Below are 13,919 nucleotides of genomic sequence, written 5' to 3'. Positions count from 1 at the left end.
TTTATTAAACCGCTATTTTCTTATAACGCAGCTCAAAACTGTCGTTAAGTTACAATCACTAGGTTACAGCCACCAGGTTCTGTCTAGCATCAGATCTTGGCTAGCGCCAGGGTTTTAGGCCTCTTGACGTGGCATCTTCAGCTGCGCACACAGTCAACAAAATGATACAGAACCACTCATCGTCTTATTTGGATGACGTCATGACTCTTGCTATAGTAAAGGGTACGACAACAATAGATCAAAATACCATTAGCCAAAAACATCTACCCTAACATTCATATAAGGACTCTTAGTATGGCCGATAAAGAAAAAGACAATAAAAGCCTGATGGATAGTATAAAGCTCATCGTAGGCAAAGAAGACAAACTAAACGACCAACTCAAAAAAGACCAAGGCCTTGAAGGCTATGCCAAAGACTTATTGCTGCTGATGAGCCTAGTAAAAGACTACTATCAGGGCAATTATCGCAACATTCCTTATAAGACCATCTCAGCGGCGGTGGTTGGCTTGCTTTATGTCCTCAACCCCATCGATATCATTCCTGACTTTATCCCCTTTATCGGTCATATCGATGACGCTTTGGTACTCAAGTTTTGTCTTAAAATGATAGACAAGGATTTAACGAAATACAAAAAATGGAAGGATGAACAAACGGCTACCGAAGACAAATCTGTAGACACAGACAAGGACTCAAAACCAACCTTTAAAAAGTCAGACACCAAAAAGTCAGACAAAGAACAATCCAGCAAAGATAAATAAATCACAACTACCAGCCATCATGACTGATAGCTAGCTGAACAAAACAGGGTCTATGTAAGCGTCATTGATCCTGTTTTATTAAGACGTATCTTCATTTGAAACATGCTGATAAAAATATGATAAATCGCAGCCAAACAAGCAAAATAGCGCAGATAATATTGAGGTCAGCTATTTGAGTTTGATACCGTTTGCCAGACTTAGCCGTTTTTAGCCCATTTAGAGGGTTGCAAACAGTTAAATAAAACATATACAAACCTACCTATTTATTACTATAATAGATAGATTATATCTATAATATAGAGAGCAAGTTATGGGGAAACTGGTTAGTATTGGGGAGGCTGCCAAACATTTCGGGGTTGCTCAATCCACATTAAGACGTTGGGATGAGGATGGTACGTTAGTCGCCAAGCGAACCGAAAACGGGCATAGGCGATATGATTTAAGTGAAATCAGACCGCATTCCTTGAATACACCACCTAAATTAGACCGAAAAACCATTGCTTATGCTCGTGTGTCGAGTCGTGATCAAAAAGACGACTTACTTCTCCAGTCTCAAGTTTTGGAACTTTATTGTGCCAGGCAAGGCTGGACTTTTGAGACGATTACCGATCTTGGTAGTGGAATGGATTATAAAAAGAAAGGCTTAAAAAACCTGCTTGATGACATACTGAGCAATAAAGTTGAACGGCTGGTAATTACCCATAAAGACAGGCTTTTACGATTTGGTGCAGAACTGGTTTTCATGTTGTGTGAGGCTCGTGACGTTGAAGTGGTAATAATCAATCAAGGTGAAGAGTTGAGTTTTGAGCAAGAATTAGCCCAAGATGTATTGGAGATTATCACCGTATTTTCAGCGAGGCTATACGGCTCTTGCAGCAAGAAAAACCAACAATTAATAGAGGCGGTTAAAAAAGCATTATGATCCGTGGACACATTATCGAACTCAAGCCAAACAACGTACAGGCAAATCACCTTGCTCGTGCTTGTGGCGTGGCGAGAAAAGCCTACAACTGGGCTTTGCATGAGTGGCAGCGGCAGTATGCGCTTGACAAAGCGTACCGTGATGCGTGTTTGGCCGCAGGCGTTGAGGTTGATACTAAAAATCTAAACAAGCCCTCACAGGCGAAGCTCAGACGCGAATTGAACGCCATTAAGCGTGAATTATTCCCCTATATGCTGGAAGTGACCAAATGCGCTCCGCAGGCGGCAATCATGCAGTTGGGTGATGCTTATAACAACTTCTTTAAAGGCTTAGCGAAATACCCAACCGCTCGTAAAAAAGGCCGTGACGATAGATTCAGTTTATCCAACGACCAATTTGCCATTAAAGGTAAATCCATTCGTATCCCAAACTTGGGCTGGGTTCGCTTAAAAGAAGCTTTACGTTTTGACGGCAAGATCATGTCAGCCACCATCTCTAAACGTGGCGGTAAGTGGTTTGTTAGTGTGGCTGTTGAAATACAAAAAGCTGTAATTCCTACTAAAAAGACAGGTAAAAGCGTTGGTGTTGATCTTGGTATTACCGACTTACTGGTTTTATCAGACGGCACTAAAATTAAAGCGCCAAAACCACTTCAAGCAAACCTTAAAAAACTAAGAACGCTAAACAAAGCGCTCAGTCGCACTAAAAAAGGCAGTAAAAACAGAGAAAAAGCGAAAACCAAGCTCTCTCGTTTGCACTATAAGATCAGGTGTATTAGGCAAGATTCTCTCCATCAAATCACAACAAGTCTGGTTAATGAGTTCGATGTGATTGCGATTGAGGATTTGAATGTCAAAGGTATGGTTAAGAACAGGCGGCTATCAAGAGCTATCAGTGACTTGGGTTTCTTTGAGTTTAAGCGACAGCTTATCTACAAAGCCACTGAACAAGGCAAGGTTGTGAAATCAGTCGGACCCTTCTACCCAAGCTCAAAAACCTGTTCAAACTGCAATCATATCCTTGGTAAAGATGAGCTAACATTGAAAATGCGTGAGTGGTTGTGCCCTAACTGTCAGGTTTCTCATGACCGTGACCTCAACGCCAGCATCAATATTTTAAATAACGCGACTGTTATTTTAACAGCTGCATAATCCTGTTTATTGGACGGTGAGTTCCATCGCCAATTAAAAAAGTCTGTGGAGTCGTGGTCAGTCTAAATCTCAAATGAGAAATAGCGCGTGACAATGAAGCAGAAAGAAAACGTCAAACCTATCTAATAGTCAATATTGGATAGGTTTGAGTAAGATTTTTGGAACGGTTATCGATTGAGGACACGCTCTAGTCTTAGCGGTACCGCTTATGATAAACAGTACTACGACCGACCTATCAATCAGGCACCCCATAATTGGCGTTTTCTGGATTTAGGCCAAATGAATACACAAAGGTCGCCACCAAGCTATTGACGATGATAAAAGGCAAATCAATGGCGATATGGCCGAGCAAGTAGCGACCAATCAGCCAAGAAACCACCAACATCACGATAAAAAAACTGCCAAGATAGGCTAAAATGGTTGGGTGCTTGAGGTTATAAAGCTGCTCAGATTTGGGCTTTTTATCAAGTATATAGGTTCTGACCGCCCAACCAGCGGCATAAGAAAACCCGCCCAACACCACATAACTAAAAAAATTCATACGACCTGACTCAACTGACTATTCATAATAAAAACACATAATGATACAGCGACATGACGAGCACATTATTGAGAGGTTTGTAAGCGCCTCTATTAACCGTCATCGCGCGCTTTTAACTGCCCAAAAGACCTCGTTAAAGACTCTTCAAAGATCGGCTTATCGGCTCTCATTGACATTATCGATGATAATATTGGCATGCGGATTGGCCAAAATATCGGTATTGACCTCATCACATGCCACCTGATAGATGGTATTGGCGCCGCGGTAAATATAGGACAGATACTCACTATCTAGCAGCGGATCGATGTTGGCATAAGCGGGTTTGGCATGTGCCAAGACCAGTACTCTATCAGGGCGACCGATGACCGCATCGACATTATCAGGATCGATCGAAAAGAACTGCGGGACTTCACTGTTTTCGATGGCTTCTAATGGCTCAGGCGTGTCCCAAACGCGGCCACTGCTTGCTGGCTCTTTCATTTGCATGACCCACGCGCCCGCTTGTTGACTGATTTTTATTTGGGCAGGCTCATCATGACTGACGGTATAACACCCCTCAAACACCGACAAATCTGCTGGCACTACCGACGCCGTCTCATCTAGCGTGTCGTTGTCATTACACGCGGTCAAAAACATAGCGCTGCTTACGACGGTGGCAACCAGCAGAGGGGTGAGTTTTTTACAAAAACTAGCTGAGCGTAATAACATGAGGGCGTTATCCTGCATTTATGCGTGAGAGGCACGGATTAAATAAAGGGCGACAATACGTCTTATACCGTTATCCGGCGGTGACGCGGCTTATTTTAACAGAAAACCAAAAAGATAACCTGACCATCTAGGGCGTGTCCTCATTTTAAAAATGGTGATAAAAATGAGATAAATCGCCATCAAACAAGGAAAATAGCGCAGATAATATCGAGATATTCGTCAGCTATTTGACACCGTTTGGCCAGATTTAGCCCATTTAGATGGCTATCGATTGAATTGAGGACACGCCCTAATTTTCAGCAAAGATTTTGTGCCCCAGCGCCGCCCATAATTACCCATAGTAAGCTGATATTTGCTATACTCAGACCCAAAATACGCAGCGCTGTTTTGTACTAAAACGACCAAAACGCGCGCTACGTTCGCTTTTTTTATTCTTGCCGTTATCATTTATCAGGTTGCTCAGCTTTTATGTCAGACAGTCCGCATTCGATGCTTCATACCCACACCGACCACGCGGCAGATCCGCTCGCGGCCAAAGCAAACACGACGGTTGCCTATACCGATGGCGCGTGTAAGGGCAACCCTGGTGCTGGCGGTTGGGGCGCGCACCTGATATTTAGTGATGGCCGCACCCAAGACCTATATGGCGGCGAAGCACAAACCACCAACAATCGCATGGAGCTGATGGGCGCGATACAAGCCTTAACGCACAGCCCGCCAGCGCATACCCTTGAGATTTGGACAGACTCAAGCTATGTCAAAAACGGCATCACTGATTGGATCGCTGGCTGGAAAAAAAGAGGCTGGAAGACGGCGAGCAAAAAACCAGTCGCCAACCAAGATCTCTGGCAGCAGCTAGATGCGCTCTGTCAACAGCGCGATGTCGATTGGCACTGGGTCAAAGGACATGCTGGACATGCTGGCAACGAAAAAGCCGACGAGCTGGCCAATCTGGGGGTGACCTCCAGCAGCGAGGTACAAGCGACAACTGAATTGCCTAAAAAAAAAGACCCCTTGACGGCTGAGGCAAGCCAGCGCCGCCATGACGATTGGCTAACCTTTGACCCCTTAGGGTTTGATATGATCGATGACGATACAGATGAGACGCCAGCGGACAGCTCGCAAAGCCAAGATACCCGTAGCCTTGCTGACCATCCAATTATCTCTAGCCACACTCAGCGACCAACAGAGCAAGCAACCATGACTGACGCCCACCCAAACACGCACATGCCAAATACTGACACCGCCTCAGTCAGCCAAGCTGACACACAAATGGCTAGCGCAGAGGAGATGCCCAAGTTTGATGGCGACACCAGTCGTGCTAACCCTCACTTTAGGCCACTATTACCAAAGCCCATCCATCGCCATGACTCTGATCGTCAGCTTATCATGGATACTGAGACCACAGGTCTTGACCCTCTAAAGGGCGACCGCATCATCGAAGTGGGTATCGTCGAGCTGGTCGGCCGTAAGTTTACGGGCGAAAAGCTCCACGTCTATATCAATCCACAGCGCGGGATGGACGAAGAAGTGATTCGTATTCACGGTATCTCTGAGGCGTTTTTGGCAGACAAGCCGACCTTTGACCAAGTCGCACAAGCACTGTATGATTTTATGGATGGCGCTGAGGTCATCGCGCATAACGCCACCTTTGATATCAACTTCTTGAGCATGGAGTTTGCCAAAGTTGGCTTGCACGACTTCGCCGAGCGCATACAGGTCACTGACTCTTTGGCGATGGCCAAGCAGCAATACCCAGGACAAAAAAACACGCTAGATGCGTTGGTACGCCGCTTAGACGTCGGTAAACAAGATCGTACTTTTCACGGGGCATTACTAGATTCGGAGATCTTGGCCGAGGTCTATCTGGCAATGACCGGTGGACAGGTCGCTCTCGCCATCGAAGAAGACACACAAACCGACGGCGGACAGACCGGTCATGCCCATTTTTCGGAGCTGGCAGATCTATTACTACAGTCGCCTATGGATGAGAGCGCAAGCCAACACTGGTATGCGTCACTGGCAGAAGACTTCCCTGCCCTCAAAAACAATATGTAGCGGTCACTAAAACCACTTTCTAATCCGATATTTGTATAATATAGTCTTGATTATTATATTAAGCGTTAAAACATTACTAATAAACGCTTTTTCATTCAAACGCTTTGTTACTTCGTATTTGAACAATCGTTACTCTTATCAGTACGTTATGGAAACACACTTATGGACCAGTCTGCGCAAATGAAGTTAACCGCCCCAACGCTTAGTGTTACTGACTTTAACTTACCTTCACTGCATTTGTTGCATGATGAGATTGTCGTGACGCTTAAAGATACCGAGACCCATCTTAGCGAGTTTAATGATGACAATACTCAAGCGCCTTTATTGCTAGACTCCATCATCGTCCTAAAGCAGCTGTCTCGTATTTTCAAACTCATCTCTTTGGTTGGTGCTGAGGCGCTAAACACCGCCATCGTCAATGGTTTACAGCGCCTATACGATAACGGCGACAATAACGATGTCAATTTGATCATGGACTTGTCAGAGGCCATCATGACACTAGATCGCTATGTCGAGTTTGTCTTATTGACAGAGTCGGTAGAGCCGACGCTATTGTTACCTGTGATCAATAAACTAAACGCGCATGGCCAGCACGCTCCTATCACCGCTGACTACTTTTCAGCCTTTGGTAGCAGTAGCGTCATCATTGCCAGTCCAGAAAAAAACTTCCAACCACTGCATGAGCTTGGCTTAAACAACGAGCTATTGACAGATGCTTATCGTAGCGGTCTTGGCGTTGCCTTATTAAACCAAGATGGCACTGTCAGCGCAGATGCGCAGCAAAAGCTCAATGCCATGGGCGCGGCCTGCGCGTTGATTGCCTCCAAGACCAGCAGTTTGTTTTGGCAAGCGGCCGCTGCGGCTACTGCCGACATCGCGGCCATTCTACCGCTCACGTTAAGCCAAAAGCACACACTGATTTATCTAGAGCAGCAATTCCAAAGCTATCTGCCTGTGATGGATACACGTTTTGCTGATTTGGTCAGCTTTGCTTGTCAGCGCGATAACAAAGCGGCACAGCAGCTACGCGAGCAATATGCGCAAAACCGGCTAGAAGAGCCGCAACTTGAGCAAATGAGACGGTTTTTATTTGGTCCCAACCGCGCCCTTACTGATACGCTAAACACTATGATTCAGACGCAGATCAATACCATCAAAGAAGAGGTCGATAGCTACGCGCGCGGCGACTCTGTCAATAGCGCTGAGATGCAAACAGCCAAAATCATAGAAGAATTAGCGACCTTGGGCTCAGCACTTCGTCTGCTTGGATTGTCAAGTGCTGCCGACAGTTTGCGCGCCGCAGCCGAGGAGGTCGGCCGTTGGCAAGCGCCCTCGCCTGAGGACTTCGATCGTCTATTGCTGGCGCTCATGCATGCTGAAAATGCCACCATCGCCATGGCTGAAATGCACACACCAGGGGCGATTTACTTACCGCTGAACAACTCTCACATCTCTTTGCATCAGCTAAATACAGCCAATGATACCTTGATACAAGAAAGCCGTACGGCCATCGCCAATGCAGAGCAAGCTATCAATGATTATCTGGCCGAGCCTGAGCGCGATATGCTAAATATCCAAAACATCCCTGAGATGATGCGCCAAGTGGCCGGTGCTGTGCGCTTCTTACAGCTGCCGACCCCTGCTAGCATGCTCAGTCAATTAGCCAACTATATCGAGCAGCGTATCGAGAGTGGCAGACGCATCGAAGACGGTACGCTGGCATGTATTGCAGATGTCATCATGGCAGTCGATCACCATTTAGATGGGTTTGAACATAACCGTCCTGTGAGTAAACAAGCGCTTGATGTCGGACAGCAAAGCCTAAGTCAGCTGCTAGCAGCCTAACCTATTCAAGACAAGCTGGCTGCTACTCATTACCTACTGCCCATATGCTGTGCTTTTCCGCTTTATGGTTAGGTAAAATAGACCGTTATTTCTGTCTTATAAGTCTGTATCTCATCAGGTACAGACTTGTTTTTATTTGCTTTCGCTATCGTTTGGAACCCTGATATGACCTGCGCTTTTATCTTTAGTGATGATACGGTATTGTGCCGTCAAACGCCTGAGGGGTGGTGGCCGTGGCACGTTGACTATCTGGCGTCTGGTGCTGCGGCCACCGATGATGCAGCAGTGCCCGCCTATCAGCTCGGATGTGTCACACTGCTTGAGAGCCTAGCGCCCAGTCATTGGCAGGCTGATAACAACCGTCATAACGCCAACGCCAATAATACTACGCTTGATAAGCCAACTCATGCGTTTACTGCGCGCGCAACCTGTGCCATGACCTATGAGTATGCCACGGCGCATCATATCGCCTTACCTCTCATCGCTGAAAGTAGTGGTAATGCCTTTATCCCGTATCGCCAGCTGCTCACCCAGCTTCCCATGGCCTTGAGCGACCAACTCAGCCAAGCCATACAGCTGCTGCGCTGGCAAGCTGACACGCAGTTTTGTAGCCGCTGCGCCTCGCCAGTCGTTCATGCGCGACTGGGTGAGCGAGCGATGGTCTGCCCGACTTGCAAGCTGCGCCAATACCCGCGTGTCCAGCCGTGCATCATCACTGCCATTACCCGCCCCAACCCGCAAACAGGTGCAATGCAAATTTTACTGGCGCATCATCATCGCTACGGTCAACAAAAACAGCCGCTGCAGTATGGCCTGATCGCAGGGTTTGTTGAAGTGGGAGAAAGCCTTGAGCACGCCGTGGTGCGCGAGGTGTATGAAGAAGTCAATATTCACCTGACAGATATCCGTTATGTCAGTAGTCAGCCGTGGCCATATCCGTCAAACTTGATGCTCGGATTTCGTGCTACGTATGCAGGTGGCGAGCTGATGATTCAAGAAGATGAGCTGTCACATGCAGACTTCTTTGATCTCTCAAGCCTGCCCAAGATACCTGCGAAAGGCAGTATTGCTTATGAGCTGATTGAGCAGATCCTCCGTGAGCAAGGCATGGCTTAGCCATCATAGGTGATTGAGTCCATCATTTAGCCCAATGTATCAATTTGCTAATGACGCATGACTACCAGCGTCTTTGACCATGGTTTGACCATGACCAGTGCGCTATAACCTTGCCCGCCCATCTCAGCAAGACTTTTTGGCCAGGATGATGCGCTGATGAGGATGCGCCAATATTGTGATTTTGTTATCATCCATTTAAAATGACCACCTGAACGCAGCGATGGTCGTTTATCACCCATCAATAGCCATACTTTCACCACGCTCATGAAAACAGGCAAGCGAAACGCTCGTAAACCAGCCAGCAGCGTTATGAGAGATCAACTATATACCAACACCCTTTTTGTACTGGTGTTAAGGTTTTTAATAACATGCAAAGTAACGCCCCTATCCGTCTGATCAATCTGCCCATATTGTTTGATGACCTACAGATTGACACGCTGCCTGCTGATGTCTCGTCGCAGATTGCAGCGGTGGATGCCTGCCTGCCACAGACGCAGTGCGGCCTGTGCGAGCATCCCGACGGCTGCTTGCCATACGCGGCCGCCATCGTTGTAGATGGCGAGCCATATAATAAATGCGTGCCTGGCGGCCAGCCCGTGACGGATGCGATCGCAAAAATTGTCGATACAGAGCGTTATCAGCAAGGCCAAACCCCCGCCGCTGCTCCTTCACAGTGGCCGATAGATGCCAGCTCCGAGCGCCCAACTGAAGTGCGGGCTGTCATCCGCGAAGAGGACTGTATAGGCTGCACCAAATGTATCCCTGCCTGCCCCGTCGATGCCATCGTCGGTACTGGTAAACACATGCACACCATCTTTACCGACTTGTGCACGGGCTGTGAGCTTTGCCTAGCACCCTGCCCCGTTGACTGTATCGATCTGGTCACTATCGAGCGTACGCTTAGTGACGCTGAGCGGCAAGCTGAGCAAGAAGATTTGCGCCAGCGTTATCATACGCATTTAGGCCGCGTCGCGGAGCAGCTAAGCGATAGCAGCAACACCAAGCCGGTAGTCAGTATGGTCGAGGCCAAACTCAATAACGCCACCAGCCAAGCTGTTGATATCAGCGAAGCTCAAGCAAAAAACACCATAGCTGCGGCCAAATTACGCACCAAAATCAAAAAATTAGAAAAGCAGCTTACGGTACGTGCCAATGACAAAAAACAAGCCGAGCTTGAGACACTACAAGCCGAGCTGGCACAATTATGCTAATGAGTGATTCGATGATTCACGCCCAACAACATATCAAATAAAGTCAAACACCATGAGTAAAACGGTCAAACACAAAACGGCTGAGACCCCGCCCTCCAGACGCATGCCAAACCGCGACGTGCGGCCTTTTTTTGAAAAGCTGGCCGAGACGATTAAGGAGCCCGTCACCGAGCTCAATTACGACAGTAATTTTGAGCTACTCATTGCCGTGATTTTGTCCGCACAAGCAACGGATGTGAGTGTCAATATCGCCACCCAGCAACTATATCCTGTGGCCAATACGCCTGAGGCCATACTCGCGCTTGGCGAAGAAGGGCTAAAGTCTTATATCAAAAACATCGGCTTGTATAACTCAAAAGCCAAAAACGTCATTAAGACCTGCCAAGACCTGATTGAAAAGTTTGATAGCACTGTCCCTGATAACCGCAAAGACTTAGAGTCTCTGGCAGGGGTCGGCCGTAAAACCGCCAATGTGGTGCTCAACACTGCCTTTGGTCAGCCGACGATGGCAGTCGATACTCACATCTTTCGCGTCGGCAATCGTACTGGACTCGCTACTGGTAAAACGGTGCTCATCGTCGAAAACAAACTGGTCGAGCGTATACCCGATGACTTTATCGTTGATGCGCATCATTATCTGATCTTGCACGGGCGCTATACTTGCCAAGCACGCACACCAAAATGCGGTGCTTGCCCGGTTTATGATGAGTGTATGTTTAAAGACAAAGCCAAATTTGTAGAGCTTTAAAGGCTTTGAGCACCTTAAAGATTTTCAAACATCTCCTTTCTAAATACTTCGCCTTAATACTTTAATTTAAGGAAGCAGAATGCAGACCTTGACCGCACTCGTATTTGACGACTTCGAAACTTTAGACTTATTTGGGCCTATTGAGCTATTTGGTAGCTTACCTAACGAGTTTCGCATTCAGTTTGCGTCAATGAAAGGTGGTATCATTCATAACCATCACGGTGTTGCCTTACAAACTGTCGCAGTAGCAGAATTAGACCATCAAACGAATATATTATTGGTCGTCGGCGGTAAAGGTACACGTCCACTTATTAATGATAGTAAGTTTTTGCAGACCCTGACTACGCTCGCTGATAACGCCGACTGGGTGCTTAGCGTCTGTACGGGTAGTGCTTTATTGGCGAAGGCAGGTATTTTAGACCATAAACGAGCCACGTCAAACAAGCGTGCTTGGCAATGGGTAACCGAACAATCAGATCAGGTTGATTGGATAAAGCAGGCGCGCTGGATCGTAGATGGCAAGTTTTATACTTCTTCAGGTGTCACGGCTGGCATGGATATGGCGCTTGGTTTTATTGCTGATAGACAAGGTCGCGATAGCGCAAAAGAAGTCGCTAACTATACAGAGTACCGCTGGCAACAAGACAGCCGCCTCGATGATTTCTACAATTGTTAGCCGCCATGGCTGACACTAGAGTTTTACCTCGATTCACGGTAGAATACCCTTATTTTTGAACTAACAGATGACAACGACGGTGACCGTCGGTAGTAGAGGATACAGGCGTGACTGCACAAGCGTTGAGATGATAAGCGTGGCACGTTTATACGCCTGTGTTTTGGGTGGTTTAGCGCCATTTATGCTATCCATAATGACTGCTCGATGGTTAACGCTATGCGGCGGCAAACTGATTTTAATAAATATTACGACCGATACTGATTGTCAATTATTTAGCAACACCCATTATCCGCCAACTGAGCAATCACGCGGCCAATATGAATGAAAGCCACGCTAAACCGTGCCGCTTTTCCTACCTTTATCGATTCAATTAAGCGATCTAATTATGCGCGAATACAACTTATTTACCTCAGAATCTGTGAGCGAAGGCCACCCAGATAAAATGGCTGATCAAATCTCAGATGCCATTCTTGATGCCATTTTACAGCAAGACCTAGACGCCCGTGTGGCATGTGAGACCTTGGTCAAGACAGGGGCGGTGATATTGGCCGGCGAGGTCACCACCACCGCAAACATCGATGTGGAGCGCATCGTTCGTGATACGGTCAATGGTATTGGTTATCATCATTCAGCTCTAGGGTTTGATGGCGAGACCTGCGCCGTCATCAATATGCTGGGTAAACAGTCGCCTGAGATCGCGCAGGGTGTCGATCGCAGCAGCCCTGAAGAGCAAGGCGCTGGCGACCAAGGATTGATGTTTGGTTATGCCAGTAACGAGACCGACGTCTTGATGCCAGCACCGATTGAGTTTGCTCATCGCCTGATGGAGCGTCAATCCGAGCTACGCCGCGCAGGCGAGTTGCCTTGGTTGCGTCCAGACGCCAAAGCACAAGTCACGCTAAAATACGACGGCAATCTTCCGGTGGCGATCGATGCGGTGGTATTGTCCACGCAGCACGACCCAAGCATCTCGCAAGCAGATCTGCAAGAAGCCGTTATGGAATCTATCATCAAGCAAGTGCTACCAGCCGACCTACTACACGCGGGCACACGCTATCATATCAACCCCACAGGTAAGTTTGTGATTGGTGGGCCTGTCGGTGATGCAGGGCTAACAGGGCGTAAAATCATCGTGGATACTTACGGTGGTATGGCACGTCATGGCGGTGGTGCCTTTAGTGGCAAAGATCCATCAAAAGTCGACCGCAGCGCGGCCTACGCGGTACGTTATGTCGCCAAAAACATCGTGGCCGCAGGGTTGGCCGATCGCTGTGAAGTACAAGTCAGCTATGCCATCGGTGTCGCCGAACCTACCTCTATCTCCGTCAACACTTTTGGCACCAGTAAGATCAGCAACGAAGAAATCATTCGCCTGATTCGCACACACTTTGACTTACGTCCTTATGGCATTACTCGTATGCTCAACTTGTTGCAGCCGATGTATCAGCAAACTGCCACCTTTGGTCACTTTGGCCGTCCAGGCTCAGAAACTGCCTTTACGTGGGAAAAAACCGATAAAGCTGAGATATTAAAAGCAGACGCAGGCTTGTAATCGCCCGACTGAGTCGCATTGATATATTGATATTATCCATTTAAAACCACCGATACTTATTAGGAGTCGCTTATGTCTCAAGATACCAATCCAGACAACGCTCAAGACAACACTGTTGATGCAAGCCTTGAGATTACCCCTGAAATGCAGGCGTTTTATCAGCGTGCTGATGCCATCATCGGGGTTGCCAACAGCCAGCTAGGCCCCAATGCTCATTCCGGCCAAGTCGGTGCTTCTTTACTATATGCCGCCGCCCGCTATAGCGCGTCAGTTGCGTCTATTGGCTTTGTGAAGGGTGAGGATTTTGCCAAAGAAAAAGATGATATCGTCGAGTTTTATGTCAAGCAGTATCGTCAAATGCTCAGCGACAACCTCACTGATTATGCCCAAAACTTCGATAAATATGTGCAGCTAAATAAAGATGACCAACCAGCGGAATAATCATCACTTGGTTTTATCATAATCATAAGTACCAGACCCAAACTGAATCATCAGTTTGGGTTTTTTATTGCCTATATATTTTTGCAGGTCTATCGGCTGGATGGTTGATGGTAAATACGCTACTATAAACGGTAGACAACAAGCGGTAGACAACGCTACCACGTAACACAATCGGACGTTATTGCATTTAT

At 47.2% G+C, this 13,919-nt stretch carries 14 protein-coding genes; 11 read left to right on the top strand and 3 right to left on the bottom strand.

All coding sequences use genetic code 11. From position 1 onward, the window contains the following. Positions 1-294 precede the first annotated feature (294 nt). The 3 genes from C6W44_RS09625 to C6W44_RS09615 all read left to right on the top strand — a co-directional run bounded on the left by C6W44_RS09625 (position 295) and on the right by C6W44_RS09615 (position 2,832). A complete protein-coding gene (locus C6W44_RS09625; RefSeq protein ID WP_105245183.1) occupies positions 295-759 on the top strand; it encodes a YkvA family protein in 465 nt (154 codons plus the stop codon). Between the two features lie 310 nt (positions 760-1,069). After that, complete coding sequence (locus C6W44_RS09620) at positions 1,070-1,681, top strand: IS607 family transposase (protein ID WP_105243882.1); 612 nt, start codon at positions 1,070-1,072, stop codon at positions 1,679-1,681. Next, the gene (locus tag C6W44_RS09615) at positions 1,678-2,832 is read left to right on the top strand and encodes an RNA-guided endonuclease InsQ/TnpB family protein (protein WP_093071385.1); all 1,155 of its coding nucleotides are present in this window, start codon (positions 1,678-1,680) and stop codon (positions 2,830-2,832) included. The genes C6W44_RS09620 and C6W44_RS09615 overlap by 4 nt, the downstream gene beginning before the upstream one ends. A gap of 235 nt (positions 2,833-3,067) precedes the next feature. Here the strand turns inward: C6W44_RS09615 and C6W44_RS09610 are convergent, their stop codons facing one another. Continuing rightward, entirely contained in the window at positions 3,068-3,373 is a 306-nt protein-coding gene (locus tag C6W44_RS09610; RefSeq protein ID WP_105245181.1) for a hypothetical protein, read from the bottom strand. Positions 3,374-3,529: 156 nt separating this feature from the next. After that, the gene (locus tag C6W44_RS09605) at positions 3,530-4,081 is read right to left on the bottom strand and encodes a hypothetical protein (protein ID WP_199774474.1); all 552 of its coding nucleotides are present in this window, start codon (positions 4,079-4,081) and stop codon (positions 3,530-3,532) included. 468 nt (positions 4,082-4,549) lie between these two features. On the opposite strand from C6W44_RS09605, the gene dnaQ reads away from it, so the two are divergent. The 6 genes from dnaQ (at position 4,550) to C6W44_RS09570 (ending at position 11,735) form a co-directional block, all read left to right on the top strand. Further along, positions 4,550-6,139, top strand: coding sequence for a DNA polymerase III subunit epsilon (gene dnaQ, locus C6W44_RS09600; protein ID WP_105245178.1), 1,590 nt, complete (start codon positions 4,550-4,552; stop codon positions 6,137-6,139). Between the two features lie 162 nt (positions 6,140-6,301). Beyond that, a complete protein-coding gene (locus C6W44_RS09595) occupies positions 6,302-7,984 on the top strand; it encodes a hypothetical protein (RefSeq protein WP_105245176.1) in 1,683 nt (560 codons plus the stop codon). A gap of 165 nt (positions 7,985-8,149) precedes the next feature. After that, complete coding sequence (nudC, locus tag C6W44_RS09590) at positions 8,150-9,100, top strand: NAD(+) diphosphatase (protein WP_105245173.1); 951 nt, start codon at positions 8,150-8,152, stop codon at positions 9,098-9,100. 368 nt (positions 9,101-9,468) lie between these two features. Continuing rightward, positions 9,469-10,311, top strand: a complete 843-nt coding sequence (locus C6W44_RS09580; RefSeq protein ID WP_105245169.1) for an RnfABCDGE type electron transport complex subunit B — start codon at positions 9,469-9,471, stop codon at positions 10,309-10,311. A gap of 52 nt (positions 10,312-10,363) precedes the next feature. After that, a complete protein-coding gene (gene nth, locus C6W44_RS09575; RefSeq protein ID WP_105245167.1) occupies positions 10,364-11,059 on the top strand; it encodes an endonuclease III in 696 nt (231 codons plus the stop codon). 79 nt (positions 11,060-11,138) lie between these two features. Beyond that, positions 11,139-11,735 carry a DJ-1/PfpI family protein gene (locus C6W44_RS09570; RefSeq protein WP_105245165.1) on the top strand — a complete coding sequence of 199 codons (597 nt, stop codon included), beginning with the start codon at positions 11,139-11,141 and terminating at the stop codon, positions 11,733-11,735. 60 nt (positions 11,736-11,795) lie between these two features. Here the strand turns inward: C6W44_RS09570 and C6W44_RS13665 are convergent, their stop codons facing one another. Further along, positions 11,796-11,927 carry a hypothetical protein gene (locus C6W44_RS13665; RefSeq protein ID WP_264755617.1) on the bottom strand — a complete coding sequence of 44 codons (132 nt, stop codon included), beginning with the start codon at positions 11,925-11,927 and terminating at the stop codon, positions 11,796-11,798. Between the two features lie 193 nt (positions 11,928-12,120). On the opposite strand from C6W44_RS13665, the gene metK reads away from it, so the two are divergent. Then, positions 12,121-13,287: a methionine adenosyltransferase gene (metK, locus tag C6W44_RS09565; protein WP_105245162.1), complete on the top strand. Its 1,167-nt coding sequence runs from the start codon at positions 12,121-12,123 to the stop codon at positions 13,285-13,287. A 144-nt stretch (positions 13,288-13,431) separates the two neighbouring features. Then, a complete protein-coding gene (locus C6W44_RS09560) occupies positions 13,432-13,728 on the top strand; it encodes a DUF3144 domain-containing protein (RefSeq protein ID WP_075101243.1) in 297 nt (98 codons plus the stop codon). Positions 13,729-13,919: the final 191 nt, after the last annotated feature.

The sequence above is a fragment of the Psychrobacter sp. Marseille-P5312 genome, assembly GCF_900291405.1.
Lineage (GTDB): Bacteria > Pseudomonadota > Gammaproteobacteria > Pseudomonadales > Moraxellaceae > Psychrobacter > Psychrobacter celer.
This window is presented reverse-complemented; position numbering and strand designations above follow the sequence as displayed.

Coding starts and splice junctions, on each gene's coding strand:
- C6W44_RS09595 (WP_105245176.1), top strand. CDS start 6,302: ATGGACCAGTCTGCGCAAATGAAGTTAACCGCCCCAACGCTTAGTGTT.
- nth (WP_105245167.1), top strand. CDS start 10,364: ATGAGTAAAACGGTCAAACACAAAACGGCTGAGACCCCGCCCTCCAGA.
- C6W44_RS09615 (WP_093071385.1), top strand. CDS start 1,678: ATGATCCGTGGACACATTATCGAACTCAAGCCAAACAACGTACAGGCA.
- C6W44_RS09610 (WP_105245181.1), bottom strand. CDS start 3,373: ATGAATTTTTTTAGTTATGTGGTGTTGGGCGGGTTTTCTTATGCCGCT.
- C6W44_RS09580 (WP_105245169.1), top strand. CDS start 9,469: ATGCAAAGTAACGCCCCTATCCGTCTGATCAATCTGCCCATATTGTTT.
- C6W44_RS09605 (WP_199774474.1), bottom strand. CDS start 4,081: ATGTTATTACGCTCAGCTAGTTTTTGTAAAAAACTCACCCCTCTGCTG.
- metK (WP_105245162.1), top strand. CDS start 12,121: ATGCGCGAATACAACTTATTTACCTCAGAATCTGTGAGCGAAGGCCAC.
- C6W44_RS09560 (WP_075101243.1), top strand. CDS start 13,432: ATGCAGGCGTTTTATCAGCGTGCTGATGCCATCATCGGGGTTGCCAAC.
- nudC (WP_105245173.1), top strand. CDS start 8,150: ATGACCTGCGCTTTTATCTTTAGTGATGATACGGTATTGTGCCGTCAA.
- C6W44_RS09570 (WP_105245165.1), top strand. CDS start 11,139: ATGCAGACCTTGACCGCACTCGTATTTGACGACTTCGAAACTTTAGAC.
- C6W44_RS13665 (WP_264755617.1), bottom strand. CDS start 11,927: ATGGATAGCATAAATGGCGCTAAACCACCCAAAACACAGGCGTATAAA.
- dnaQ (WP_105245178.1), top strand. CDS start 4,550: ATGTCAGACAGTCCGCATTCGATGCTTCATACCCACACCGACCACGCG.
- C6W44_RS09620 (WP_105243882.1), top strand. CDS start 1,070: ATGGGGAAACTGGTTAGTATTGGGGAGGCTGCCAAACATTTCGGGGTT.
- C6W44_RS09625 (WP_105245183.1), top strand. CDS start 295: ATGGCCGATAAAGAAAAAGACAATAAAAGCCTGATGGATAGTATAAAG.